Source organism: Saccharolobus solfataricus (assembly GCF_900079115.1).
GTDB classification, from domain to species: Archaea; Thermoproteota; Thermoprotei_A; order Sulfolobales; family Sulfolobaceae; genus Saccharolobus; species Saccharolobus solfataricus.
On sequence record NZ_LT549890.1, the window covers coordinates 2,467,577 to 2,493,130 of the forward strand.

Annotated in this window: 31 protein-coding genes and 1 pseudogene; 17 read left to right on the forward strand and 15 right to left on the reverse strand. The window is 35.5% G+C overall.

The genetic code is table 11. The annotated features are described in order from the left end of the window. From SSOP1_RS13170 to SSOP1_RS13180, 3 genes are all read left to right on the forward strand, one after another. Entirely contained in the window at nucleotides 1-381 is a 381-nt protein-coding gene (locus SSOP1_RS13170; protein ID WP_009988533.1) for a DsrE family protein, read from the forward strand. 2 nt (nucleotides 382-383) lie between these two features. Next, nucleotides 384-1,508 carry a helical membrane plugin domain-containing protein gene (locus SSOP1_RS13175; protein WP_009988535.1) on the forward strand — a complete coding sequence of 375 codons (1,125 nt, stop codon included), beginning with the start codon at nucleotides 384-386 and terminating at the stop codon, nucleotides 1,506-1,508. Between the two features lie 69 nt (nucleotides 1,509-1,577). Further along, entirely contained in the window at nucleotides 1,578-1,931 is a 354-nt protein-coding gene (locus SSOP1_RS13180) for a hypothetical protein (RefSeq protein WP_009988537.1), read from the forward strand. On the opposite strand, the gene SSOP1_RS13185 is transcribed toward SSOP1_RS13180, so the two are convergent. Both SSOP1_RS13185 and SSOP1_RS13190 read right to left on the reverse strand, forming a co-directional pair. Then, nucleotides 1,928-2,164, reverse strand: a complete 237-nt coding sequence (locus SSOP1_RS13185; RefSeq protein WP_009988538.1) for a transcriptional regulator — start codon at nucleotides 2,162-2,164, stop codon at nucleotides 1,928-1,930. The two genes, SSOP1_RS13180 and SSOP1_RS13185, sit on opposite strands and share 4 nt — an antisense overlap. A gap of 56 nt (nucleotides 2,165-2,220) precedes the next feature. After that, complete coding sequence (locus SSOP1_RS13190; RefSeq protein WP_009988539.1) at nucleotides 2,221-2,643, reverse strand: rhodanese-like domain-containing protein; 423 nt, start codon at nucleotides 2,641-2,643, stop codon at nucleotides 2,221-2,223. Nucleotides 2,644-2,785: 142 nt separating this feature from the next. Here SSOP1_RS13190 and SSOP1_RS13195 point away from each other — a divergent pair, with 142 nt between their 5' ends. The 10 genes from SSOP1_RS13195 (at nucleotide 2,786) to SSOP1_RS13240 (ending at nucleotide 11,716) form a co-directional block, all read left to right on the forward strand. Then, the gene (locus tag SSOP1_RS13195; protein WP_009988540.1) at nucleotides 2,786-4,180 is read left to right on the forward strand and encodes a SelD-related putative sulfur metabolism protein; all 1,395 of its coding nucleotides are present in this window, start codon (nucleotides 2,786-2,788) and stop codon (nucleotides 4,178-4,180) included. Nucleotides 4,181-4,385: 205 nt separating this feature from the next. Next, the gene (gene cutB, locus SSOP1_RS13200; protein ID WP_009988542.1) at nucleotides 4,386-5,234 is read left to right on the forward strand and encodes a glyceraldehyde dehydrogenase subunit beta; all 849 of its coding nucleotides are present in this window, start codon (nucleotides 4,386-4,388) and stop codon (nucleotides 5,232-5,234) included. After that, nucleotides 5,235-5,726, forward strand: coding sequence for a glyceraldehyde dehydrogenase subunit gamma (gene cutC / locus SSOP1_RS13205; protein WP_009988545.1), 492 nt, complete (start codon nucleotides 5,235-5,237; stop codon nucleotides 5,724-5,726). It abuts the gene before it with no gap. Continuing rightward, nucleotides 5,723-7,972 (forward strand): glyceraldehyde dehydrogenase subunit alpha, encoded by a 2,250-nt coding sequence (gene cutA, locus SSOP1_RS13210; RefSeq protein ID WP_009988546.1) that lies wholly within the window; start codon nucleotides 5,723-5,725, stop codon nucleotides 7,970-7,972. Before cutC ends, cutA begins: the two co-directional genes overlap by 4 nt. Before the next feature lie 131 nt (nucleotides 7,973-8,103). Beyond that, complete coding sequence (locus SSOP1_RS13215) at nucleotides 8,104-8,415, forward strand: DUF2173 family protein (RefSeq protein WP_009988547.1); 312 nt, start codon at nucleotides 8,104-8,106, stop codon at nucleotides 8,413-8,415. Continuing rightward, nucleotides 8,408-8,884, forward strand: a complete 477-nt coding sequence (locus SSOP1_RS13220; RefSeq protein ID WP_009988548.1) for a hypothetical protein — start codon at nucleotides 8,408-8,410, stop codon at nucleotides 8,882-8,884. Before SSOP1_RS13215 ends, SSOP1_RS13220 begins: the two co-directional genes overlap by 8 nt. 82 nt (nucleotides 8,885-8,966) lie before the next feature. Next, a complete protein-coding gene (locus tag SSOP1_RS13225) occupies nucleotides 8,967-9,401 on the forward strand; it encodes a rubrerythrin family protein (protein WP_009988550.1) in 435 nt (144 codons plus the stop codon). Beyond that, nucleotides 9,401-10,588, forward strand: a complete 1,188-nt coding sequence (locus SSOP1_RS13230; RefSeq protein WP_009988551.1) for a heterodisulfide reductase-related iron-sulfur binding cluster — start codon at nucleotides 9,401-9,403, stop codon at nucleotides 10,586-10,588. Before SSOP1_RS13225 ends, SSOP1_RS13230 begins: the two co-directional genes overlap by 1 nt. Next, a complete protein-coding gene (locus SSOP1_RS13235; protein WP_009988552.1) occupies nucleotides 10,581-11,147 on the forward strand; it encodes a DUF3501 family protein in 567 nt (188 codons plus the stop codon). The genes SSOP1_RS13230 and SSOP1_RS13235 overlap by 8 nt, the downstream gene beginning before the upstream one ends. 146 nt (nucleotides 11,148-11,293) lie before the next feature. Further along, the gene (locus SSOP1_RS13240) at nucleotides 11,294-11,716 is read left to right on the forward strand and encodes a DUF4898 domain-containing protein (protein WP_009988553.1); all 423 of its coding nucleotides are present in this window, start codon (nucleotides 11,294-11,296) and stop codon (nucleotides 11,714-11,716) included. Nucleotides 11,717-11,783: 67 nt separating this feature from the next. Here the strand turns inward: SSOP1_RS13240 and SSOP1_RS13245 are convergent, their stop codons facing one another. Together SSOP1_RS13245 and SSOP1_RS13250 are read right to left on the reverse strand one after the other, a co-directional pair. Beyond that, complete coding sequence (locus SSOP1_RS13245; protein ID WP_009988555.1) at nucleotides 11,784-12,587, reverse strand: ABC transporter permease; 804 nt, start codon at nucleotides 12,585-12,587, stop codon at nucleotides 11,784-11,786. After that, the gene (locus tag SSOP1_RS13250; protein ID WP_009988557.1) at nucleotides 12,578-13,507 is read right to left on the reverse strand and encodes an ABC transporter ATP-binding protein; all 930 of its coding nucleotides are present in this window, start codon (nucleotides 13,505-13,507) and stop codon (nucleotides 12,578-12,580) included. The genes SSOP1_RS13245 and SSOP1_RS13250 overlap by 10 nt, the downstream gene beginning before the upstream one ends. 174 nt (nucleotides 13,508-13,681) lie before the next feature. Here SSOP1_RS13250 and SSOP1_RS13255 point away from each other — a divergent pair, with 174 nt between their 5' ends. After that, entirely contained in the window at nucleotides 13,682-14,119 is a 438-nt protein-coding gene (locus SSOP1_RS13255) for a hypothetical protein (protein WP_009988558.1), read from the forward strand. A gap of 82 nt (nucleotides 14,120-14,201) precedes the next feature. On the opposite strand, the gene SSOP1_RS13260 is transcribed toward SSOP1_RS13255, so the two are convergent. The 10 genes and pseudogenes from SSOP1_RS13260 to SSOP1_RS13295 all read right to left on the reverse strand — a co-directional run. Beyond that, entirely contained in the window at nucleotides 14,202-16,448 is a 2,247-nt protein-coding gene (locus SSOP1_RS13260) for a heavy metal translocating P-type ATPase (RefSeq protein ID WP_009988559.1), read from the reverse strand. Next, nucleotides 16,438-16,608 carry a YHS domain-containing protein gene (locus SSOP1_RS16640; protein ID WP_009988562.1) on the reverse strand — a complete coding sequence of 57 codons (171 nt, stop codon included), beginning with the start codon at nucleotides 16,606-16,608 and terminating at the stop codon, nucleotides 16,438-16,440. Before SSOP1_RS16640 ends, SSOP1_RS13260 begins: the two co-directional genes overlap by 11 nt. Nucleotides 16,609-16,698: 90 nt before the next feature. Beyond that, the gene (locus SSOP1_RS13265) at nucleotides 16,699-17,190 is read right to left on the reverse strand and encodes a TRASH domain-containing protein (RefSeq protein ID WP_009988563.1); all 492 of its coding nucleotides are present in this window, start codon (nucleotides 17,188-17,190) and stop codon (nucleotides 16,699-16,701) included. An 11-nt stretch (nucleotides 17,191-17,201) separates the two neighbouring features. Beyond that, nucleotides 17,202-17,861, reverse strand: coding sequence for an undecaprenyl-diphosphatase SepP (gene sepP, locus SSOP1_RS13270; RefSeq protein ID WP_009988564.1), 660 nt, complete (start codon nucleotides 17,859-17,861; stop codon nucleotides 17,202-17,204). A gap of 215 nt (nucleotides 17,862-18,076) precedes the next feature. Next, on the reverse strand, nucleotides 18,077-18,271 hold the full coding sequence (locus SSOP1_RS13275) for a hypothetical protein (RefSeq protein ID WP_009988565.1): 195 nt from the start codon (nucleotides 18,269-18,271) through the stop codon (nucleotides 18,077-18,079). Then, complete coding sequence (locus tag SSOP1_RS17860) at nucleotides 18,272-18,394, reverse strand: hypothetical protein (protein ID WP_009988566.1); 123 nt, start codon at nucleotides 18,392-18,394, stop codon at nucleotides 18,272-18,274. Between the two features lie 13 nt (nucleotides 18,395-18,407). Continuing rightward, entirely contained in the window at nucleotides 18,408-20,081 is a 1,674-nt protein-coding gene (gene soxC, locus SSOP1_RS13280; protein WP_009988568.1) for a proton pump complex cytochrome B SoxC, read from the reverse strand. After that, complete coding sequence (soxB, locus tag SSOP1_RS13285) at nucleotides 20,074-21,609, reverse strand: proton pump complex quinol oxidase subunit SoxB (protein WP_009988569.1); 1,536 nt, start codon at nucleotides 21,607-21,609, stop codon at nucleotides 20,074-20,076. Before soxB ends, soxC begins: the two co-directional genes overlap by 8 nt. Next, a complete protein-coding gene (gene soxA / locus SSOP1_RS13290; protein ID WP_009988570.1) occupies nucleotides 21,606-22,115 on the reverse strand; it encodes a proton pump complex quinol oxidase subunit SoxA in 510 nt (169 codons plus the stop codon). Before soxA ends, soxB begins: the two co-directional genes overlap by 4 nt. Before the next feature lie 355 nt (nucleotides 22,116-22,470). Next, nucleotides 22,471-22,770: pseudogene (locus SSOP1_RS13295) on the reverse strand (IS1 family transposase); the annotation flags it as partial. Between the two features lie 144 nt (nucleotides 22,771-22,914). Here SSOP1_RS13295 and SSOP1_RS13300 point away from each other — a divergent pair. Genes SSOP1_RS13300 through SSOP1_RS13310 form a run of 3 tightly spaced genes read left to right on the forward strand, consistent with a single transcriptional unit; the run spans nucleotide 22,915 to nucleotide 24,734 of the window. Next, nucleotides 22,915-23,889 (forward strand): Rieske 2Fe-2S domain-containing protein, encoded by a 975-nt coding sequence (locus SSOP1_RS13300; RefSeq protein ID WP_009988572.1) that lies wholly within the window; start codon nucleotides 22,915-22,917, stop codon nucleotides 23,887-23,889. Between the two features lie 25 nt (nucleotides 23,890-23,914). Then, nucleotides 23,915-24,331 carry a hypothetical protein gene (locus SSOP1_RS13305; protein ID WP_048054366.1) on the forward strand — a complete coding sequence of 139 codons (417 nt, stop codon included), beginning with the start codon at nucleotides 23,915-23,917 and terminating at the stop codon, nucleotides 24,329-24,331. Next, nucleotides 24,324-24,734, forward strand: coding sequence for a hypothetical protein (locus SSOP1_RS13310; protein ID WP_010923947.1), 411 nt, complete (start codon nucleotides 24,324-24,326; stop codon nucleotides 24,732-24,734). The genes SSOP1_RS13305 and SSOP1_RS13310 overlap by 8 nt, the downstream gene beginning before the upstream one ends. Nucleotides 24,735-24,842: 108 nt before the next feature. Here the strand turns inward: SSOP1_RS13310 and SSOP1_RS13315 are convergent, their stop codons facing one another. Then, on the reverse strand, nucleotides 24,843-25,409 hold the full coding sequence (locus SSOP1_RS13315) for a DUF1404 domain-containing protein (protein ID WP_009988577.1): 567 nt from the start codon (nucleotides 25,407-25,409) through the stop codon (nucleotides 24,843-24,845). Nucleotides 25,410-25,554: the final 145 nt, after the last annotated feature.

Sequence of the window (25,554 nt, forward strand, 5' to 3'; positions counted from 1 at the left end):
ATGAAAACAGGGATTATAGTGGGTTCAAATGAGCGTTCAAGATTAACATATGCTGCGATGACTTCCGTTATAATATCATCTATGGGCGATGAAGTTTACGTTTTTTTGACAATGGACGCAGTTAAGGGATTTACTAAAAATCCAGAGGTAAAGAGTGAAGATATCTCCTCTAAAATTATGGTTGAGAAGAAGGAAGAAGATTATATGAGTTTATTCAGAAAAGCTAAAAAGAGTGGGAAGGTTAAGATATATGCTTGCTCTTATGCCAGTAAGTTATTTGGCTATGCCAAGGATGACTATAATGACATAGTTGATGAAATAGCTGGGATAACTACATTTAGTATGGATGTTGAAGGTGGGCAAATAATTTCGGTGTGGTAAACATGCAGACTATTAATCTTGAGAAGCTAGCTTCAAAAATCGATGAGAAGAAGATAGATGAATTAGCAGAATTAATGGACTTAACTCCAGCTCTTAATGAGGCTTTGAAAAAGGTTAATGAGCTTAAGGAATCAGGCGCATTAGATGCCATAGTGAATTCTGCTTATGTTGTTAAGACTTTTCGTGATATGTTGAACGATGAGGCCATACAAAGCCTAGGGAACATAGTTTCCTCACTTTTAGAGTTTGGCAAGGCTATCTCTAAGCCAAAAATCTTTGAAAATACTATGGCGATTATGGACAACTCAGATGTGTTGGCGGACTTCGTTAATAAACTGAAGATGTTAAAAGAAGATGGTACCTTAGACGTTTTAATTAACATGGCATATACAGCAAGAACGCTTCGTGATATGTTAAACGATGAGGCTATCCAGAACCTTGCCTCTACAGTTTCTTCTTCATTGGAGGTAATGAAACTTATAACCCAAAAGGCTGAGCCAGTAAAAGCGTTATTAGATAAATCAAGCGTTATTAACGATCTTTTAGTTAGATTGGAAGATATGAAAAACGATGGTACTTTAGATATTTTAATGAATTCTGCTTATGTTGTTAAGACTTTTCGTGATATGTTGAACGATGAGGCCATACAAAGCCTAGGTAGGTATATATCCAATTCTTTAGAGATAATGAGGGAAATTGATGATGAGACTTTAAAATCCATAAAGTCAACTATGAAGAAAATGAGGCTTATAGAAAACGTCTTAACTAAAGTAGAGGAACTAGATAAAAATGGTGCACTGGATGTAGCCTTTGATATGGCCTATGTAGCAAAGACCTTACGCGATATGTTGAACGATGAGGCCATTACTCATCTATCGAGTTATGTATCGCAGTTTTTGGAGGTTTATCCAAAGGCATTGGATTTCTTTGAAATAGCATTTAGTAATGTACCATATAGAATGATGAGAGCTATTGCTTCTGAAGAAGTAAAGAAGACTTTAGAATCACCACCAAAAGTCTCATTGGGAGGTATTGTTAGGCTATTATCTGATCCAGAAATTCAGAGAGGCCTAGGAGTTATCTTTACTGTGATTAGAGCTATAGGAAAGGAATTTAGTACTAAGTAGGTTTTTTTCCTAATTTTTCTAACTCTATTGATCACAAAATATTTAAGAAATGTTTTGAAATAGAGGCTTATGAGAATAGCTTTAACATATGATAAGTCCCAAGAATTAAAACCTTTAGATCAAGCGGAAATTATAGGGATAATTGATGAGGAGAAAAGGGAAGTTGAACAATATGAGAACCCTGGAATAGGTAGTAAGGAAGCTACGATGTCAGTAATTCTGGATTTAAATGCAGATGCAATAGTGGTAGGTCCAAAGTTCTTGTGTCCAGGTTCTTATATGATGTCATATGGTAGACTAAGATACATTCCTACAAAGTATGGGAATCTCAAGGATGTATTAGAGCATTTAGAGGAGATAAAGAAGAACATGAAGGAAGAATTGGAAGAAGAAATGTATGCAGAAGAAATGGAAGAGTTTTAATCGTTAAATAATTTGTAGCATTCGTCTATCTCATATACGGAGTATATTCTTTCTCGTGCATCATCTAAACAAGGTAATGTTTTTATTAGACCTTTTTCCCTAAGTATTCTTAGCGCGTATCTTAACGTGCGTGTTGGTAATTTAGTTTGATCTTGTAATTCTTTGAATCTAATCACCTTCTTTTCCAATATAACCTTCAATACAAGTTTTGCTGAGGGCGGGAGTTTTTCCACATTTTATCTTTTTACTCATATTTCTTAAGACTTTCGCTATGTGCAAATAAGTAGTTTTATCCCAAATTTTTGGTTAGTAACTTATACCACAATGTACCATTATCATCCATTCCTTTTTCAATTTCATAACCCATTATCATCCATAATTCTATTCCACCTAACATATTGTAGACTTTTACTTCTTTAAATAAAGAAGGTTCAGTATAAACAAGCCATGTGGATCTATTGGCGTGTTCGCATATAATTGCTACACCATTTTTAACTAAATTATTTTTGCTTAATACCAACGGAAATAACTCTTTAAAGTAGTCTAAAGGTAGTAATATTGACCCTGGTATATGATGGTCTTCGTATTCCCAAGGTTGCCTGACATCAATTAGCGTAATTGCCTTATTCTTGACTAGTTTCCTAATTACTGATGGTGGTACGTTTTGTATGTTTGGATAAAAAGGAGACCTTCTCTCGGTTATTAACATCATAATCTAAACCTTTTATTGAGAATTTAAATTTGTTGAAATTTTAGATCTTCAAAACTACTTTTATTTAAAATGAAATTTACAAAAAATGCATAAACATTATGATAGCTAACTTTTTATTTTCTTAGGAGAATATGCTAACTTGATGGCTATTGATAAGCTGATTGATAAATTTAGAGTTAATTTAGATAAGTACAAAAAAATGGGATTGAATCCGCTATCGCTTGCTACAGGATGTGCAGTAAAAGTAGATTTAATAGACACAGTTTACCCAGCTATACGGAAGATAAGAGACGAATTGGTGAAAAGAAATATAGAAATATTACCTAGAGAAGATGCTGACATTTTCGTAAGTAGAGAGAAGATTTACATAAAGAGAGTGATTAACGGCGGAGAGTTTGACGCAGATAGAGCCGTTAGCCTTATTCAGGTTAACCAAGAGACATCAGGGAATCCTGATAAGTTTGCTGAGTTCCTATTGAAAGTTTACACTTCGATAAAAACTACTAGAAAGCTCACAATAGGTAAAGGTCATTCAATAGTTACCTCAAATCCTAAGGGTGAAGTGGCAGTATTAGATCTATTCAGACTAGAAGGAGGAAAGGAGAGATCTTACACTGTTGCAAATAACGACACTATTCAAATAGTAGATCCTTTGGATGACCCTGGATCTCAGATGCAAGTTGATGTGGCTATTTCCAATTCTTTAAATGACCTTTTTACTAAGGGTGTTTTTCAAGATTTAAGGATGATTCCGGTCGTTGATGCTCCAATGGATGATCTAAAGGAACAATTGCTGAAAAACGCTGAAAATTATTCTAGGGAATATTCAATTGAATTATTAAGCGATGTTCAACCTAATTCCAAAACATTAATGATAGGAGCTACTGTAATAGGTAAGTCCGATCATGAATTACCAACATATTACAATAGGGTTAATGAAAACATGGAAATCCTAGTGACCAGACCAGTTGGTGAATTAACGCCAATAAATGTGTTTATGTGGATGCTGACTGTTCCCGAGTTAATAGAAGATATGGAAGCTAGGGGAATTACTATACAGAGAGTAGAAGAAGCTAAGAGAAAAGCCCTAATGTACATGAGGAAACCTAATAATGAAGTAGCTAAAATTATATACGATCATCTACCACCCTTTGGAGGCTCATTTGACGAAAATTCTCATATAGCCATGACTACTGATGTTACCGGTCCAGGATTATTTGTAATAAAGGAATTTGCTGAAAAGGCACAAGTAGATGTGGAGTTGTTTGATATCCCAGTAATAGATCCGGATATACATGAGTTCGCCACCGAGAATTTTATCATACCAAATTCTACTGCAGGGACAAACGGAGCCATAGTTATTTTCGCTCATAAGAGAGTTATAGATGAAATTTTCGATGAATTGAAAAGGAAGTCGCAAGAACCTTATATCATAGGTAAGGTTACTGGGAAAGGAAATGGTACCGTTATAGTCCCACCAACTATTACAAAGTACATTCATAGAAATAATGTGTTAAGACAGTTCAAAATAAGGTGAAATATTTCCTTATAAAAATATTTCATAGTAGCAGTATTTCGCCTTTTTATCTATGTTAATGTAAAATGTTCAATTATTAGTTTTTATATTAGAACTCTCCTCGTGATTTGAATGTAGAGAAATAATTAAACATTTTATTACCTAATATTCCTAGCTAAACATTTTTTACGTGATAAAATAAATAGCTAAGAGTGCAATATAATATGTGTATCCGCCAGATTTTACATATGTTAGGGTTAGTAGCTCTGAGGAAGCTACAAAATTTCTAGAATCCCACGACGATGCAAGGCCTCTAGCTGGAGGACAAAGTTTAATTCCAATGCTTAAACTTCGTGTAATATCGCCCAATTATATAGTTGACCTAAATCCTATAACGTCACTAAGTTATGTAAGAAGTTCCTTTAATTCAACTAAAATTGGTGCTCTAACTCGATATAATGAAATACTAAAGAATGATCTAGTAAGGGTAAACGTTCCATTACTTCATCAAGCAGTTAGGGTAGTAGGAGATATGCAAGTTAGAAACTTAGGTACTATTGGTGGTAGCGCTGCAAACGCTGATCCATCAGCTGATATCCCCACTGTACTTACTGCGTTAAACGCCGAAATTATTCTATCCTCAGCATCCGGCAATAGATCAGTTAATGCTCTAGATTTCTTTAAAGGCGCATTCGCCACAGATTTAAGAAAAGGTGAAATTATCTCTGAAATTGTTTTACCTAACTTGGAGGGATATAGAACAATTTACAAAAAGGTCGTAAGAAGAGCTGGAGATTTTGCACTTGTATCTCTAGCATTAGCGATAAAATTGAGGCAAAATGAGATAGAGGATATTAGATTAGCTTATGGTGGAGTTGGGGAGAGACCATTCAGAGCGTTAGAAGTTGAGAAAAGTGTAATGGGTAAAAGGCTAAATGATGAGTTAGTAGAGGAAATTGTAAGTAAGGTTTCAAGTCAAGTAAATCCCCCTTCCGATACTAGGGGGAGTTCTTGGTATAGGAGGGAGGTTATGAAGGTTATAACTAGAAAAGCCTTAAAGGAGGTGTCGGGTTAAATGTTAATGGTTAATCAAGGAGAGAAAATTAAAATAAAAGTTAAGGTAAATGGAGTATTGTATGAGAGATATGTAAGTCCAAGGATACTATTAGTTGACTTTTTAAGGGAAGAGTTAGGCTTAACGGGAACGAAAATTGGATGTGATACTACAACTTGTGGCGCATGCACAGTTCTATTAAATGGTAAATCAGTAAAATCTTGTACATTGTTTGCAGTGCAAGCTGATGGTGCAGAAATAACTACAATTGAGGGTCTCTCAGTAGATTCTAAGCTTCATCCAATTCAAGAGGCGTTTAAGGAAAATTTCGCCCTTCAGTGTGGTTTCTGTACGCCGGGAATGATAATGCAGGCATATTTCTTGCTGAAAGAAAATCCAAATCCTTCTGAAGAGGAGGTTAGAGATGGACTTCACGGTAACATTTGTAGGTGTACTGGATATCAAAATATTGTTAAGGCAGTTTTAGATGCTTCAAGGAGGTTGAGAGCATGAGCTACGTTGGCAAGCCAGTAAAAAGAATTTATGACGATAAATTCGTAACAGGTAGAAGCACTTATGTTGACGATATAAGGATACCAGCTCTATATGCCGGTTTTGTTAGAAGTACTTATCCCCATGCAATTATTAAGAGAATTGATGTTAGTGATGCGTTAAAGGTTAATGGTATAGTTGCAGTATTTACTGCAAAGGAAATTAACCCCTTATTAAAAGGTGGAATTAGACCTTGGCCTACGTATATAGATATACGATCATTTAGGTACAGTGAGAGGAAGGCATTTCCAGAAAATAAGGTCAAATATGTAGGTGAACCAGTAGCAATTGTGCTTGGCCAAGACAAGTATAGCGTTAGAGACGCCATAGATAAGGTAGTAGTTGAGTATGAACCCTTAAAACCAGTTATTAGAATGGAAGAAGCAGAAAAAGATCAAGTAATAATCCATGAGGAGTTAAAAACTAACATATCCTATAAGATTCCATTTAAAGCAGGAGAAGTTGACAAGGCATTCAGTGAATCTGATAAGGTAGTTAGAGTTGAGGCCATAAATGAAAGATTAATTCCAAATCCCATGGAACCTAGAGGAATTGTATCTAGGTTTGAAGCAGGAACACTATCAATATGGTACTCTACTCAAGTTCCTCATTATATGCGTTCAGAATTTGCCAGGATACTTGGTATACCCGAAAGTAAGATAAAAGTCAGTATGCCGGATGTGGGAGGTGCCTTTGGGGCTAAAGTTCATTTAATGCCAGAAGAGTTAGCAGTAGTAGCATCGTCAATCATTTTAGGGAGGCCAGTAAGATGGACAGCTACTAGAAGTGAGGAGATGTTAGCCAGTGAAGCGAGGCATAACGTTTTCACTGGTGAGGTAGCAGTTAAAAGAGATGGTACTATTCTAGGTATAAAGGGTAAACTATTGCTAGATCTAGGAGCCTATATAACAGTAACTGCCGGTATCCAACCATTAATAATACCAATGATGATACCCGGCCCCTACAAAATACGTAATCTGGATATCGAAAGCGTTGCAGTCTACACTAATACCCCACCAATTACTATGTACAGAGGAGCCAGTAGACCAGAGGCAACATATATAATTGAAAGGATAATGAGTACAGTGGCTGACGAGTTAGGGTTAGATGATGTAAGTATTAGGGAAAAGAATCTAGTCACTGAATTACCATATACAAATCCGTTTGGTTTAAGGTATGATAGTGGAGACTATGTTGGATTATTAAGAGAAGGCGTGAAGAGGTTAGGTTATTACGAACTTAAGAAGTGGGCTGAAGAGGAGAGAAAGAAGGGGCATAGGGTTGGAGTAGGGTTAGCGTATTATCTGGAAATATGTAGTTTTGGTCCATGGGAATACGCTGAAGTTAGAGTGGATGAGAGGGGTGATGTATTAGTCGTTACTGGTACAACACCTCATGGACAAGGTACAGAAACTGCAATAGCTCAAATAGTTGCAGACGCCTTACAAATAGATATAAGTAGAGTTAGGGTAATATGGGGAGATACTGATACTGTTGCAGCCAGTATGGGAACTTATGGTTCAAGATCTGTAACAATAGGTGGCTCTGCAGCAATTAAAGTTGCAGAAAAAATCTTAGATAAGATGAAGAGAATTGCAGCATCTACTTGGAATGTCGATGTTCAAGAAGTTCAATATGAGAAAGGAGAGTTTAAGTTAAAGAATGATCCAAGTAAGAAGATGAGTTGGGACGACGTTGCTAGCATAGCGTATAGAAGTCATGATCCTGGGCTAGTAGAGAAGATAATCTACGAGAACGATGTGACTTTCCCCTATGGAGTCCATATAGCGACAGTGGAGGTAGATGATACTGGAGTTGCTAGAGTTTTAGAATATAGGGCATACGATGATATTGGGAAGGTTGTAAATCCAGCATTAGCAGAAGCGCAGATTCATGGTGGAGGTGTCCAGGCTGTTGGACAAGCACTATATGAGCAAGCTTTACTCAATGAGAATGGACAGTTAATCGTAACTTATGCAGATTATTATGTCCCAACTGCTGTTGAGGCGCCTAAGTTTACGTCAGTCTTTGCTGATCAATATCATCCATCTAACTATCCAACTGGTAGTAAGGGTGTTGGAGAGGCAGCATTAATCGTAGGTCCTGCAGTGATAATTAGAGCATTGGAGGACGCTATTGGCACTAGATTCACTAAAACTCCAACTACTCCAGAGGAAATTTTAAGGGCTATCGCTAGTAAAAGATGATAGCATTTTTCTTAACTACTTTTTATAAATATAATTTATAAATAACTTTTAGATTTAGTGCAAAAAGTTATTATTTTGAAGGTAAAGTTTATTTATGGAAAATATCATATTTATATAATGAGATGATAGAAATGTTAGATAAAGTACCGGGTATAATTGCCGTATTTAGATTTCGTGAGGGTAAACTTGCAAAAATATACGGTCAAGATATCTCAATGGACCTAGATAAATTAAGTAACATTTTAGTAGAGAATATGAGAATTGGCGAAACTGAAGCTAAAGAGTTAAAGTTTCTTGAGCCGTTCAGAGGATTTGCTATGATATTAGATGATACGGGAGTTGTATTCGTAGATGACTATTTAGTAATAACTGATGCTAAGAAAACCAATTGGGACTTATTGGTTAAGTCTATTTTAAAAGGAGAGGTGATAAGAAGTGGGTAGTGTAAAGAAGTTGAAAGGATATGAGGGGCATGTGAAAATTGACGAGAATGGTGAAATTGAAGAAAGTTCAAATATAGAAAATCTCTCTAAACTAGTTGAATTAATAAAATTTAATTTAAAAAAGGGTAATGAAGAGGCGAAACAACTAGGTTTTAACAAGCTGAATGGTTTTGCAATGTTTGGTAGCAATAAGTCCTTAACCTTTATGAAAGGTTTAGCTATAGTTGTAGATAATGATAAAGCTGATTGGCAAGACTTATTCACATATTATACCTATAATAAGACATTTATAATAACTGGAGGGGTATTGGTTTTACTTTCAATACTATTATTCTATTATGGGCTGCTTACTCCTATGTTTAACTTTATGGCTCCAGAGCCTCGCATTTATATACCAACAATCCTATTATTAATAGGAGTAATATTTCTGATACTTTCCAAGTCTACCTTCTCTTACAGATTAGAATGACTCTTTTTTAAAATAAACTTGTAGATAGTAATGATAGAAACTTTTAAAAACTAGCAGTAATAAAGTAATATAACGTGAGAGAATGAAAGAGCTAAAAGGAACCAAAACTGCTGAAAACTTGAGGCATGCATTCTGCGGAGAAGCAATGGCTAACCGAAGGTATCTATATTTCGCTAAAAGAGCTGATGAGGAAGGATACCCTGAAATTGCTGGATTGTTAAGAAGCATAGCAGAAGGTGAAACTGCCCACGCATTTGGTCACTTAGATTTCATAAGGCAAGGAGGAATTGGCGATCCAGCTACTGATAAACCAATAGGAACATTAGAGCAAATGTTAGAATCAGCAGTAGCAGGAGAAACTTACGAATGGACGCAAATGTACCCAGGCTATGCTAAGGTAGCTAGAGAAGAAGGGTTTAATGAAATTGCAGAATGGTTTGAAACCTTGGCAAGAGCTGAGAAAAGCCATGCTGAGAAATTCACTGGAGTGCTTAACCAACTAAAGGGAGGCAAGTAATGTATTCTTTAAATCCAAGTAATTCTACTTTTTTTGACTCTAATAAATTATTATCAGAATTTATAAGGCAAGCGAGCGTTTGTCACGGTTGCAGATTATGTTTCAACTATTGCGATTCTTTTCCCCTTATGTTTACTTATACTGATAAGAAAGGCCCCAAAAACTTAACCTTAGATGACTTGTTTAATGTAGCCTCTAAGTGCTTTCACTGTAAGATGTGCTACGTCAATTGTCCCTATGTTCCTCCTCACGAATTTAACATGGACTTTCCAAGCCTAATGGAATGGGCGTGGCTATACTATAAGAAAAATCGAGGATTAACTGTAAGGGATTTTATCTTTGAAATGCTAGATGGTGTGAAGTTTGCAAGGCCCTTAGCTAAAGTAATTATGGAAAAGAACAAGGAGTTATTAGGTATTCACAAAGAAGCCCCCACGTTACCAGTAGCGGAGAAAGGTTTAAGGGAAAGAGTTAAGCCCAAACGTATCGATAGTCCCAAAGCAAGGGTTGCACTATTTCCCACTTGTTTAATTGAGAATTTCTTCCCAGAAATTGGCGAGGATTTAGTAGAAATATACAACGAATTAGGGATAGAAGTAATTATTCCTAATTTCGTTTGTTGTGGAGCTCCAATGTTGGATTCTGGTGACGTTGATAGGCTTAAGAAGAATGCTGAGTATAATATCAAAATAATTGAGGATTTAATAAAGGAAGGTTATGATGTAGTTTCGCCTATACCTACTTGTACGTTAATGATTAAGGAGTACAAGAAGGTTCTTGATAGAGAAGTACCTAAGGTTTATGATGCAATGGAGTATCTTTTAAAATTAAAGAATGAGGGCAAGATAGAGCTAAAGGGTAAGATTGAGAAGAGTGTGTATTATCATCCTCCATGCCACCTTAAGTTCTTACAATTAGGATTACCTGGGGTTAGATTATTAAGGTCAATGGGAGCGAAAGTCGATATTTCCAATAATGGTTGTTCCGGTATAGATGGGGGTTGGGGATTAAGAAATTATGACACTGCTAAAAGAGTAGGAAGTAAAATGATGGAAGCTTTTAAACAGAGTAAAGCTGATCTTTTTTCAACTGAATGCCCTCTGGCTGGGCTTCAGATAGAAAAATCTTCTGGTAGAAGGCCATTACATCCAATTCAATTGTTAAAGGAGGCGATGAAAAATGGTTAAAATAACCCTACAAGATATCTTACCTTGGAGAACATATGAAAAAGTTCGAATGGATAGAATAAGGAGGATTATTGAGGTAAAGAATAAGAGAAGAATAGAGCTAGGTGATAGATTAACATTATTGTTTGAAAATAGGGATACTGTTCTTCAGCAAATTCAAGAGATGGTTTACCTCGATAAAAAAGAGAAAAACGAAGACATACTAGAAGAAATAAAGATATACTCAACATTGCTTCCATGTGACGGTAAGATAAAAGCCTCTCTATATATACATTCCTATGACTTTAAGGATCTGGATTGGGTCTATGATAATTTGAAAGGCATATATAACTCAGTATTCTTAAGAGTAGGAAACAAACTAATTCAAGGAATTCCAGAGGGAGGAAGAGATCAAGGAAGAGAGTTCTCTACGGTCCAGTATTTGACATTTGATCTTGAGGGAGAGAAAAGTACCGATATGGAAGTTCATGTAATTCACGAGAAGTATAGATATTCAACTAAGATTGACAAAAGCTTAGCGGAGGATTTAATTAGAGAAGCGTATGATATTTGTGAATGATTTTTAAAACTTTTTATTGCAAAAATATTGTTATCATTAAGTTAAATAGTGTATTACGTTATAATGTTTGTATAGACTATACCAAGTGCAAAATGCATATAAACTTTAAAAACTCCAAGGCAGAGCTTAATATTAAAGTGGTAATTATGTTAGCTAATTCTGCCGATATTGATAACCTTGAAGATTTTATAATGACCGTAGCGAGAAGTAGAGATATCTTTAATCTTAAGAGCTATAGTTTAAAGATAATTTCTGATTATTCGAAATTCTTTAACATAATATTGCCTAAAGATGTAAGTGATATTTTAATCGTGTTGCCAATTAGTAGAGACGATTTAGGTAATACCATTAAAAATGAATTAACTAAGATAAGGACTAGTTGTTCAATATTAGTATTATATAGTTCTAAATTACAGAAAGATAGAATGGCTGTAGGATTTCGTGCTATTGTTAATAAGACGATTAGTGGTGAAGCCAATATGAATAAAAATAAAGTAATTAGTAAGCGCCTAGAGCCTCTAGGGTTAAAAACTCATCTAAATCTATACTCTCTCGGTATAACATTTTAACTCACGAGTAATCTTTCTTCTCAGAGCTTTTAAGGTATTGCAATACTGGTCAATAGTCATTTGTCTATTAGTATTCTCCTAGAGTACCTTTTTCTCTAGCTTTTTTGAATGCGTGATTATACGAAAATACACCTAGTGGTAATAGAACTATGTCAAATATAGTTAATATTATAATAAACGGAGCAATATCGGTTATTGGGGCCCCATTTAGAAAAGCCTCTCTTAACCCCTCTAGTGCCCACGTTAACGGGATTCCATAACTTATATATCTAACGTATAGTGGGAGTACTGTAACGGGAAATACGGTCCCTCCAAGTAGGTTTGTAAAGGTGTTGAAGAAGAATGAAATTGGATTTCCTTGTTTTGTTACCATTGTAACAGCACCAGCTATCATACCTATACCTAAAGTCGATAATATCAACAATACGATAATGACTATTGCACTGACTATATTGACATTGTAGTGTATATTTAATGCAAATCCTACGGCTAAAATTATAATCGCATTTATTGTATTTAGGGTAAGACCCCAAAGTGCAGAATATAGCAAAAATCCAAACGTTCCAGTCCTTGAGATAACATAATACTCTATGGTTCCGTAAAGTTGTTCATTACGTAATCTTTGACTTATGGTTGAAATTACTGAAGATACATACCCTTGAAAAGCTAATCCTATGGTGAAAAACGCTGTATAATTACTTACTCCAACTTCGTTCACTAATCTATTTCCTAATGCAGTCCCAGTGAAATAATATGTGAAAACTGGAAGAACCCAACCTAATACTGTTAGTACTGTTTGGGTTCTGTATGATACCCATACCTTAAATCCCCTTAAATATAAGAAAGAGTAAAGTTTTCCGCTTATCCCCATCTTCCTCCCCATCCTCCTCTCCTTACAGCTTCCAACCTTGCAGAATCCTCTACATCTCCTATTAAATATATATATACGTCTTCCAATGACGGCTCTTCTTCCTTAATTACTCTATAATCCTTTAGTTCATCAAGTTCCTTTTCTGGTATTCTCAAAATATAGTAGTTCGTGGAAGTCTGCACTACATATTTACCTAATGTTAATGGGTATTCATTGACCTCTACTTCTATAACTTTGCCCAAATAATTCTTTAAATTATCTTTGTTTCCCTCGGCTATTGCTTTACCCTTCTTTAATAGTATTATCTTCTCTGCCAACTCCTCAATATCTTTCATATAATGGGAGGTAAGGAGAATAGTTTTGTCTCTGCCAATTCTTCTAACTAAATCTCTAAACATTCTAGCTGATAGTGGATCTAAACCTAAGGTAGGTTCATCTAATAGCAGAACTGGTGGATCTGTTATTAACGCCCTAGCTAATGCCAATTTTCTCTGCATCCCAGTACTAAACTTCATGTAGGGTATGTTCCCCCACTCAGACAACCCCACAATTTCTAATACTTCCTTTGCTCTTTTCCTAGCATCAGATAGGGATAAGTTTTGCAAGCTGGCGAAGAATATTAAGTTTTCTAGGGCAGTTAGTCTATAATAAAATAACCTTTCACTTACGGTGACTAAACCTATTGATTCTCTAACCTTCTTTTCCTCTTTAGTTATGCTATAACCATTAACTAACGCATCACCAGAACTAGGTATAATGAGAGTCGAAAGCATTTTAATTATTGTAGTTTTTCCTGCTCCATTTGGCCCTACTAAAGCTCCAGTAGAATTTCTCTCTATTTCAAAGGACACGTCATCTACAGCCTTTATTTCCTTATTCTTTATTTTAAAAGTCTTCGAGATGTCAATTGTTTTGATCATTAGTTAAACTATTGACAATAATACTAAAAACTTTTTGGAGAAAGCTTAAGGATTTTTCTCTCTTAGCTAACTCTCTTTAATACTAAATTAGTATTGTTGATAAGATTAATAGGGTATAAATATTAGATACTTATAATAGAAAGGTTTAAAAACTATTAGGAGAATATATCATGTATGACTAATGAGAGTATAAAATATATAGCCATAAAGATGCTGGCTGATAAAGCATATGTAGTTGATGCCATATATAGTTATCTAGTAGAGGGAGAAAGGCCAAGTGTACTAGCGTATAAATATGGGATAACAAAGCACACAATTAGAGGAAACATAATGAGATTCGTAGAGAAGGCGGGTGGAGAGGGGAGGGCGAGAAAGTTAATAGCGCTAGTAAAGCAATCAAATGCCAAAGTAAGTCCTATAGTGTATAAATCAGACGGAATGTACACGTGCCTCCTTTGCAATGAGAAACTTGATGAAGGTAAATTAGAAAAGCACATTACAACTAAGCATAAGGCCGAGTTACAAAGAGCAATAAATTATATTATGTCTAAGGTTGAAGGTAAGAAGAAACAAGAAGAGGCTAATAAGAAAGAAGTTGTTGTCAACGCTTAATAAAAGAGAATATTTTTAATTGATAAATATAGTTAATATATGTCACGATTTTTAAGTTATACTCCAACTTCTTTTATGAATGCTAAATTGGGACTAGGGACCATAAACTCACTATCACACTACTAAATCCCATCGCAAGTGCAGCATATTCCGGTGGTAACGTTATGAATGGGTAAAATACTCCTGCTGCAATAGGTATTATTGCTGTATTATAGCCAAAGGCCCATGCCAAATTCTCCTTAATTTTTCTAACTGCCAATTCAGTTTGCTCAAATAACCCTATTATGTCATCTAATGAATTAACCACAACTTTACCAGCACTCTTAGCCAAATCAGTACCGCTAGAAATAGCTATACCTATGTCAGCTTCTCTCATAGCGATGGAATCATTTATTCCGTCACCTATAAACATTACTTTATTGCCATTTTCCCTTAATTCCTTCACCAACTCCGCTTTATCATCTGGAGTTAACTCCTTACGAACTTCAACACCTAACTCCTTCCCTATTTCATCAGCATAATTACTACTATCTCCAGTTGCTATTATTATCCTAATTCCCCTTCCTTTCAGATAGCTTATTACCTTTTTGGCATCATCCCTGAGCTTATCCCTTATGTTAACTATCCCTCCAGCATTTCCATTAATGCAAATAAAAATATCTCCTTCATCTTCGACATTCCAGTTACAATTGTCCCTCACGAAATCTTTACTCCCCACAATTACATCGTTACCATTTACTCTAGCATATATTCCTCTTCCAGGAAACTCCTCAAACTGCTCAATCTCTCCCGCTCTTACGTTCATTTTATGGAATGCTTTAGCGATAGGATGTATACTTCTACTTTCTGCAATTGCAGCCAAATTTAACGCTCCTTCAATGAACTCCTTCTTACTAACAATTACATATTCACCCTCAGTTACAGTACCAGTTTTGTCCAAGATTGCAACGTTGATATTTCTCATTTCCTCAAAAATACTACCATCCCTAATTATAATACCTCTTTTTAATGCTCTCCGAACACTAACTAACATTGCCATAGGCGATGCTAACCCTAGTGCACAAGGACACGCTGCAGCTAATACTGCTACACTGAAAAGTAGAGAAGAATAGAGGTTATAGTCCAAGACAAATTTCCAAACTAGGAACGTAAGTGCTGAGATGCTAATAACTATAGGCACAAATATTGAGGAAACTTTGTCCACTAGATTTTGGATGGAAACTCTTGTATTATAAGCCCCTCTTACACTCTCTGTTACTTGTACAATATAACTTCTATCCCAGTTTCTAGTAACGTATACTTCTAAGTAACCATTTACTAAAATACCACCAGCTAGGACGTTATCTCCTTTTTTCTTCAGTACTGGCTTCTGCTCTCCAGTAAGTATAGCCTCGTTTACTTCTCCTTCTCCATTCTCAATTATTCCATCAGCTGGTATTCTCTCTCCCGCCCTAACAATTACTACATCGCCTACTTTTAGTTCATTAGAGTTAACTACTCTTCCGTCTTTCAGAGTGGCTTTATAAGGTTCTATACGTATCTCTGCACTCATCTTAGCTTTAATATACGCTTCTAGTGTTTTACCCACAAGTATGAAGGTTATTAATAATGAAGCGTCGGCGTAAAATGTGTTGTGAAGGAAAATACTAGAGAGCCACAATATGTTTGATGCTAAGGAGACTAGTACATCCATATTAGTAGTTTTATTCTTTAATGCCCTATACGCACCTTTATGAAATCTTAATCCTGAGTAAAACTGTACTGCTATGGATACCAATATGCCAAAAAAGAATGGAAGTAGATATGTTAAAGGTGTAAATATTATACCTACTGCCAATCTCCTTAATAAGTCATGGAAATCCTTATAGAGTATACTCTTTTCACTACGTTGTTCATTTACTATTTCCCCCTTAACTCCAGCTTCCTTTAATATCTCCTCTGGAGTAGTGGTCTCTGGATTGTACTCTACGCTCACTATTCCTAAACCTGGATTGGACTTTACATCAACTACCCCCTTAACGTTTTCGAATTTCCTCTCTATTTTAGGCATTTCCTCTGGGTTAACATTCAATTTTATAGTAAACTTCTCTGTTGCAACATCATATCCAGCTTTTCTCACGGCCTTTACTAATTCCTTTAATCTTACATTACCACTTAGGATTACTTTTGCGCTCCCAGTTGCTAGATTTACTTCGGCATCTTTTACACCACTAACTGACTTCAAAGATTTAGAGACAGTTGTTACGCATGTTGCACAATGCATCCCAACTATTCTTAGTTGTTCCTCATTATCTGTAATTCTTAGCTCTTCTTTCTTCTCAGTGGCCATGTGGCATTCCCTTAGGTCCATTCCTTAAATACTCTTCCGGATTTCTCTGAAACTCCCTTAGACAATGAGATGAGCAGAAATAGTAGATTTTTCCCTTATACATTGTCTTATATTGACTTTTCTCATCTACTTCCATTCCACAAACCGGATCGATTATCATAATACTAATTATTGCTTTTATTATAAAGAACCTTTTCTTCTGTAAATTTGTATCTATATATTGTTGATTACAGTCAAAATGACTCTAAAACTAATGTAAGTGCAAGCCATTGTTGCGTGCAAATTTTTCCTTTAATCCAGACAAGCAAGAATTGCAACAAGCATAATACGTTTTCCTTCCTACCTTATAGGTCAAGGGATTATCATATATTTCCTTACCGCAGTAATCACATTTAACTACAAAACTGCTCTTGCCTATGAAAACTAAATCCTTTTCTTTTACATTTTTTAACTTATTTTCTAAATCTTCTAAAGTGTTAGCTCTTATCATGTTAATAAATCTACCATCCAACAGTTTGTAACACTCGTCACTTTGACAAGATTCAGAAATGGCGAAGGCAATAAATGGCTCATTCTGAAATTTAATAGTGAATTTAACCCCTCTTCTTTTAAGGTTCCTCAAAAGTCTTGTGGCAGTGCTCCTACTGATATTAAGCCTTTTTGATAGTTCAGTGACACTTATCCTAGAATCTTCTCTTAAAATCTCCAGCGCTCTAAACTCTAAATCTGTCAACTTTTCCATAGAGTTCTTCTTTACTTAGGCCGTTTTAAATTTGTTTTTCTCATATTGCCAAGTATAAGGTTAACTACTCTATTATAAATTGTTGTAATTAACTTTTCTAGATTCGTCGCAGTTAAGGCTATTGCTATTCCTAATATCCATCCAACTAGTACATCTAAAGGCCAATGAACTCCTACATAAACTCTAGAGTAACTGGTAAGTAGAGCCTCTATAAATAATGGTATCGATATGTAATACGGTAACGTTAAGAGCACTATCACTGCACCCACAGCCACTATCAGAGCGTGTCCTGAAGGATAGGAATAATCAGTAGGTTCTGGAACTAGTAAATTTATATTATGCAGTATTAGAAATGGTCTTGGCTGAGCCATTACATATTTTGATACCTCTCCTAGAATTATAGCTATTATAAATCCGCCAACTAGTAGTAATGAACTTCTCCTAAACTTCCCACCCATAATGAATAAAATTGCAGTTACTGGTATCCAAATATACTCTCTGCCGTATTTGCTAAAAAATATCATGATAGGATTTAGTGCTGGAAGTTGTGAGTGATTGATTAAATAAAAGAAATATACGTTTCCAAGAAAATTAACTTCTCCTATAATTTTAACTACTATAGATATAATAATATATAATGCATAAATTATCGCTATATACTTCCATTTCATACCTAACAGTCAATCATAGAATTATTTAGTATATATAGTTAATCCAAAAGCGCGTTTTCAATGTTGTATATTTTTATATATTTCTGTTAAATCTATTTAACAAATATTCGGAAGTTATTTAACAATAACGACAGATGCGCCGCAATACAGATTATAATCTTTTACTTTAACTTCGATTACAAGCAAAAAGAAAATTTTAAAAATTTATAAACCTTTCATATCTTGTTTATCCCTTTAAAGAGTATTACGAATATAACGCTCGCTAAGATCATGTATAATGTTGCCATTATTACACTTGTAGGGTCAACTCCTATGTTTCGTGCTGAAATAAAGTTAAGAGGTAGGGAAAGTACTATAAAAAATAAAGCCATCATTCCAGCTATAATTCCAGCCATAGTATATCTTTTCATTTACCTCACCAGCATGGCAATGATTTTAACAGAGTCCCATAGCAAATTATATGCCATAAACCCAGCCATGAACGCTGTAGCTCCGAATATTAGAGCCAAAATTGCAATACCTAACTTATTCATTTATCCCACCCCACTATTTAACATAAATTTCATAATGATAAAGTTGAACTGCTATCCCCCATAGCATTAAGATTACGCCTAGGTCCATTCCAGCATACGTTGACTGCGGTCCTATACTCGGTAAGGTCCACATTAGGCCCAATAATAATAAGGAAACAATGAAAATTATTATAATTCCATAAAATGCGGCTTTCTTGCTCCAACTGGTCGCTATATTGTTACCTATAGCGGCTACTGGTTTTCTCCCAAGTATAAAAGCGGCGACTCTTCTTAACATGTATATTGTAAGTAATATAACTGGTATTAAAATGATTCCATTCACGACAGTAGGAAATTCTAAGAAGTTTACAAATGTTCCTGCCAAGGATAAGGAGGATACACTAGCTAACAGTATTTCCATAGGAGTAATGTTCATTTTAATTACTTTAGTCTCAGATTTTGAAACTGGGGTATTACCTTGTTTTACTGGCCATAAGTATACAATTATCCCTATAATAACTAACGGTAAACCTAAGTATTCTATCTCTTGTGAGAATGGAACTGGAACACCAGGTTCCAAGTATCCCCATACTGATAGTTCTATGAGATATATCGCCAAAGTAGAAACTATCCAAGTCCAGAACTTTCTTTTAGTAACACGTAAATCGTCACTGGGATCCAAGAAGGGAAGGAATATTAGAATTAGAAGACCTATAATGAGAACTGCTAAAACCAATATTGGAGTTATTGGCATTCCATTAGGTAGAAGGAAGTCAACAAACTTGTAGAGGAATAAGAAGAACCATGGGGGATATGGTTGTACACTGGTAGACTCTGGTGATCCCGCTTGTGGGGCCGGGTAAGGATTTATAACTATTGGTAATCCATTGATATTTGCTAGTAAGTTAGGAACAAATAGTATTATACCCCATGTTAATAATACGATTGATAACATATAAACAAAGTTTCTAGGCCACCATTCATTAAATCTCTGCTGTTCTTCTTTCGTGTAGTATGCGGGGACTTTAGGTTTATCCCTAGCTGAGGGTGTCATTCCATATCTCTCCGCTAACATGAAGTGAAATAGGAATAGAACTCCCAGTAGAAATACCAACAATATATGCCATCCTAACAATCTATCAAATAATTCGGATCTCACTAATGGATCTGATGATAATGCAGCACTTCCTCCAGGACCAAATAACCAACCTACTATGGTTGTTGCGCCAGGTATACCAGTACCAACTAATAACTGATCTCCAATATCTATCGCATTGACTCCAAGAACATCACTGACTAAGCTATATCCGAAGAATGATGCCCCTAGTGTTAACAATAATAGAATCACTCCAGTTATCCATTGTAATTCTCTTGGTTTTTTATAAGCCCCCTTATAGAAGTTTCTGAACATGTGTATATATGCCAAGATAATCATAATGTATGCTCCATATAAGTGACTAAATAATAAGACTGGGCCATACGGAACGCTGGAAATTATACTTTGTGTTGACTGGTACGCGTAGGCTGGTTGATAATACATTAAGAGGAATAGACCAGTTATAACAGTATATATGAAAGCCGCAGCTACCATTGCACCTAGCCAATAGGATATATTATACATGTAATCCGGTGTCTTAAATAATGGCGCTTCAGTTACACCTACTCTATCAATTATCGTATCTATAATACCTTTTTTTTCCTCACCCATTGTTTTTCACCCCATCTTTAGCCATTACGGGTAAATTAGAGGGAGAAGTTGAGGGAGAAGGAGATGAAAAAATACCTTGTTTAGAAGCATAAGCCAATGCATCGACAATTGCCACAAAGATTGTGACTAATAGTCCCGGAATCCCTATTTCAGCTAGCATTGATTCCAATAGGTTATAGGGTTGAAATACTGATGGATACGCTATCATTCTTCTCAGCATTCCTAGATAACCAATTACTGACATCGTATATCCTACACCTAAAAATGGTGCAGTCCACCATATCATCCCAATTCTCATCCATTTAGAGGCTTGCTCGCTAAAGTTGAACCCACCAAATGTGCTTTTTAGCATATCCAAAAATACTGTAGTGAAGCCCATTACTATTAAAGTCCATATCATTAAGTGGAAATGTCCTACTACATAATAGGTATTGTGGAATAGTGGATTTATTGAATTCTCTGGTAAAACGAGTGCTTGAACACCAGCTAATATGAATCCTACTAATGCAATTAGTCCTCCCATTCCTACTGGATCTTTCCAATTATATTTTTGAGAAAGAAGTATTGTGAGTCCCAAATTCAATACGGTAAGACCAGATCCCGAGGCTAAAATTAATGTGGATAAGTTTACCCATATTCTCAAGTCTATTGGTAATGGCCATGTTTGTAGGTGGTGAACCCATATAAGCATTGAGCCTATTGATAGCAAGTATATATTCCATCTAGCCCACTTTTCACTGAAGAGAGATCTTCCAGCATATTTCGGAATATAGTAGTATAATGCACCAAATAACGGGAATGGAACGTAATATACTACTGGATGCCCATAGAACCAAAATAGCAATGCCCACAGTAATGGGTTCACTGGAACTCCTGCAAAGAAATACAGTGTGTACCAAAGCGTTGATGCAGCAAGAGCGGGAAGCGTTATTGCAATAACTATTGCAAAGGCTACTCCATAAGCTCCAAAAATGTTTAGTCTTTCATTTTTTGGCTTTGTTGCATATGCATCTGCAATAAGTATTATGAACATTGCAGTCTGTAGTATGAAAGCTAAGGTTAAGGATAGATATGCCATCCCCATTAGAGCTGGTGTAGTATAGAATAGAAAAGCGTGGAAGTTACTACCAGACTCTATCGCCAATGGAGGGTACATATACCAACCCATATCTGGTGATCCAGCTAGTCCAATCGCTAAGAAGATATTAGACAACCAGAAGAAAATTGCCATTAACTTAGTGTGAACTATAGATAAGTTACTCTTATACATTGCAAATGCTATAACAGCAGCTGCAGCTAAAGGTACAAATCCGAACATACCAGCCCAGCCGTGAATGGTTAATGCACTGTAGTATAGTTCTCCCACGTTGGGGGAATTACTATTATATGTCAAGTACGTTCTCAGATTCATGGCTGCTATTCCCAGAACTCCTAGCCAGAATATAGAACCTATAGTGTAAAGCCAAACTACGTTTAACGTATTTTTAGGGATAACAGTATCCTTTATCTGATTTAAAAGTTGGCTCATGATACCACCTCCAAAGTTCCAGTCATGTATGATGAAGAGTAGCCATCATATTCCGCATTATACCATGTGTAATTCCCTGGCTGATTGGGAGTTACGAAATAAACGTAACTTGTAATTCCAGGCACATTATTAACGTTAATTAATCCATTTGGAAGTCTTAGGTAGAATCCAGTATCTACTTGAGGGGAATTTATTATTAATACTACTGGTTCACTTACATTAGCTATGATAACGTTGGGAATCCATCTGTATTGCACTGCAGTGAGATTTACTACTAGTGTACCGTTTATAACTTCAGAGTACTCACCAGAAGGTGGTGGGTGAGCTTCGAAATACTTTACTATTTCTTGAGCTTGTGGAGGTAATCCTGAAAACTCTGGTAAACCGTATCTTAAACTAAAGCTCTTTCCAGTCAAAATGTAATAGACATTCCAACTGAAGAATGTTGCAACCAAGATCAACATAATTATAAACCACACTTCTTCAGCGTGTTCCTTAATATCCATACTTTACACCTAATTCTTTTTTAGAGTATTGAGGCTTATAAATCTTTATTTGAAATCTTTCGAAGATTTAATAACTTAAACTCTGTTAAAGTTGAGTTAATTAAAACTAGAATTACATAACATAATATACTATAAGAAAAATTGTAGGTATTCGCATTCACTATTAATCGGAAACTGGTTTACTAACTCAATATTTTTACCTAAATATAAATATATATGTTATTTACTTTATCATATAATTTCTAACACGTAAAGGTTAGTGCTTATTTTTACTTATTTATTTAGTTAATTTCATTGCATAATAAATTACCTCGTAAAAGAGGGAGTGTTCTCATGTAGTCATCTTATTCGATAATTAGTAGTAAAATTCTATCAAGTTTTCTCTAATATACTGTACTCCCTTCAAGTATGCCTCGTTTAAGGGAGTTCTCCCCCTTGAGAAGATATGAGGATATATTACATTCAACAAGGCCAAACTGTATTCCGTCATCCTCATACTCCTAGTAACAGCTTTAGTATCCCTAGCCAGCCTCGCCAAATGAGACCTACACCAAGAATTATGACTCTCCACAAGATAAGTATACTTCTTACCCACTACACGATTATCGAGAACTTGATAAACACAGTAATAATCAGTATAGTTGACCTTACTCCTTGTGAATCTTGATATTATATGGAAACGAAGATAATAACAATTCAATTTGTAAATATTCAATATGCTAACAAAGCAGTTTGCAATGTAAAATTTTAATATAAAAATTTTTAAGGTATAGCTCACATTCTAAACTAGGTAATTAGTATGGCTAGGGGAATACCAATTATCAAGCGTGATGACCTTATATTTGCTATTAAACTCTTAAGAAGGATGAGAGATCCAAAAACTAGGTTTGATGAGAAAGAATTTATGAAAAGTGGAAGAGATTATTTGTACAACTACGCTGAGAAAAATGTAGGTCCCCTTGATCCTAGCAGAAGAGCTTTCCTAAAAGGTATACTCATAGGTATAGGAGCCGCAGCAGTATTAAGTGCAATTCCAGTCATTTCATATCTCAATCAACCAGAAATAAGTTTGAAACAATTTCCTTGGGTAATTATAGTCGACTCCAGTGGCAATCCAATTAAAGCTTCACAAATTCCCGTGAATGACCCAGAGATATTATTGTTCGAATATCCAATGCAAGGCGATATAACCTTCATCTTAAACTTAGGTGATGAGAACGATAATCCTATAAAAGTTCCTCCGACTACTGTTGTTATTCCGGAAAATGGTAAGACTTATACTTTTCCTGGTGGGGTTGGACCCAATAACTCAATAGTAGCTTTTTCAGCAATTTGCCAACATTTAGGTTGTACTCCACCTGAAATACACTTCTATCCTCCTAAGTATATGAAAGTTGGTTTGCCTACTCCCAATTTTTTACCACAAGTTGCACTTCAAGCAGCCCAACAAGCCAATGCCCCTGGAGTTATACACTGTGACTGTCACGGATCTACTTATGATCCTTATCATGGTGCCTCAGTCCTTACTGGACCCACAGTTAGACCGTTACCGTACGTACAGTTGTATTGGGATTCTAATACTGATTACTTGTACGCAATAGGTATGAACTTAAATGCTCCCACGATATTAGGACGTACTAACGATCTTTCAGGGTATGCGTATCTATCTTCATATGATGAATCAACTGGCTGTCCAAAAATGCTATTACAATCTGGTCAAACACCTAGTAATTGCTACACTGAGCTTGAGAGCGCTGGAAACACCTACCAATGAGGTGACAAGTTTGGGAGCTATAGAAATGATGTATGAGAAATATATCCAGATGAGCAAGATGATGTCTAGAATGAACTATATGCCGGCTATCGCTGCTGGTGAGATAACAATATTACTAATCCTTTACGCTGGGGGTATGCTACTTGCTGTGTATAATCTTTCTCTTCAAGGAGTGCCTTTAATAATGCACTTATACGGTGCAATTCTCGTTGCGATATTAAGTGTAGGTTTACTTGCTTCGGCAGTAAGTTATAAGGATAAGGGCGCAATTATGCTCTCATTTTTAAATGTTCTCTCGGTTCTTTTAGCAGCCTTTGCTGGGTCGTTTTATTTTGGAGGTGTAATAGACGTGAGCTATTTGCTCGAAATGGGAATGGGTTTTGTATTTGCACTTATAACCGCTTCTGGCTGTTTAGTATATAGTATTAGAAGAGGTGAGTAGATTGGCAGTTTCACAATCTAGAATAAGACCAAGTAGGTTGATGTTATATATATCACTAACTGAAACTATACTTTTAGCTGGATTATTTTATGCAGGATTAGCCACACTATTTTACGATAAATTCCCACTAAATGCCTACTCGGAAGCTTTGATATTATCAAGTCATATAACACTTGCCATGCTTGTAGGGTTTTTTGGGTCTGCTATGCTTGCTCAGTCTGTTAGAGAAGGTATAAGATCAGTATATCTATTTTCTTTACTAAATTTATTGTTTATAGGCATAGCAGCTGCCGGTGGATTAGCTTTTTATGGCTTGTTAATTCCAGACTATGCATACTTAATGGCACTAGGGTTCTTCGGCTCCCTATTTTGTACATCGTCGGTTTTATTTTACGCAATTTAAATTTTTTTGACATTATCAATTTTTAAAATATTTGGCAGAAGCTCTTCGATATTCGGTAACAAATCCTACGGTAGAATTTTAAGTATCAGCTACCATTGCCTATATAGCTCATCCTATTATTCCTTTTATATATCTAGCTATGACATATCCTAGAAATACGTTCATCGCTATGAACATAGCTACTCCAGCAATTGGGAGAGTTGATGGAGAATATGGAGAGAACTTATATACAATATTTGAATATAGGGGGCTCGACACTATAAATATAATTGCGAGTGCACTATCCCCTAACATCCAAAGTGCAAATAATGTAACTTTTAGGTAAAACTTCACGTATCTGATGGAGGAACCGACAAGGATTCCACCAGTAAGAAGCGTTATTTCTAGAATTGCTCTATATGTTATGAAAGCAGCTCCTATTGCAAAAAAATATGGTAAGTGCCAAAGGATAGGTGGTATTAACCCAAGGATTAGGGAAATTATATCCCCCTTAAAGTACTTATAACCAACAAATATTCCAGAGAAGTAAACGAGATAATGAGATATCATATAAATTGCCGGAGAATAAAATTCAAGACCTTCTGTGAAAGGATTAACAGCAATTGCAAGAAGGACTATTGGAAGAACTAATGGTCTAAATGTGATTTTTTCGTCCTTGACTAAACTTAATATCATATTATAAAATATCGTAATCGGTTTAAGAACTTTTATGAGATCGTGTAAGTTTTAACTTAGTTGTGTTAAATACTATTAAAAACTTTTAAAACTAGTTGTGAATTCAAATAATTGTTTTCGCCCATATTAAAGAAGTGCAATAATT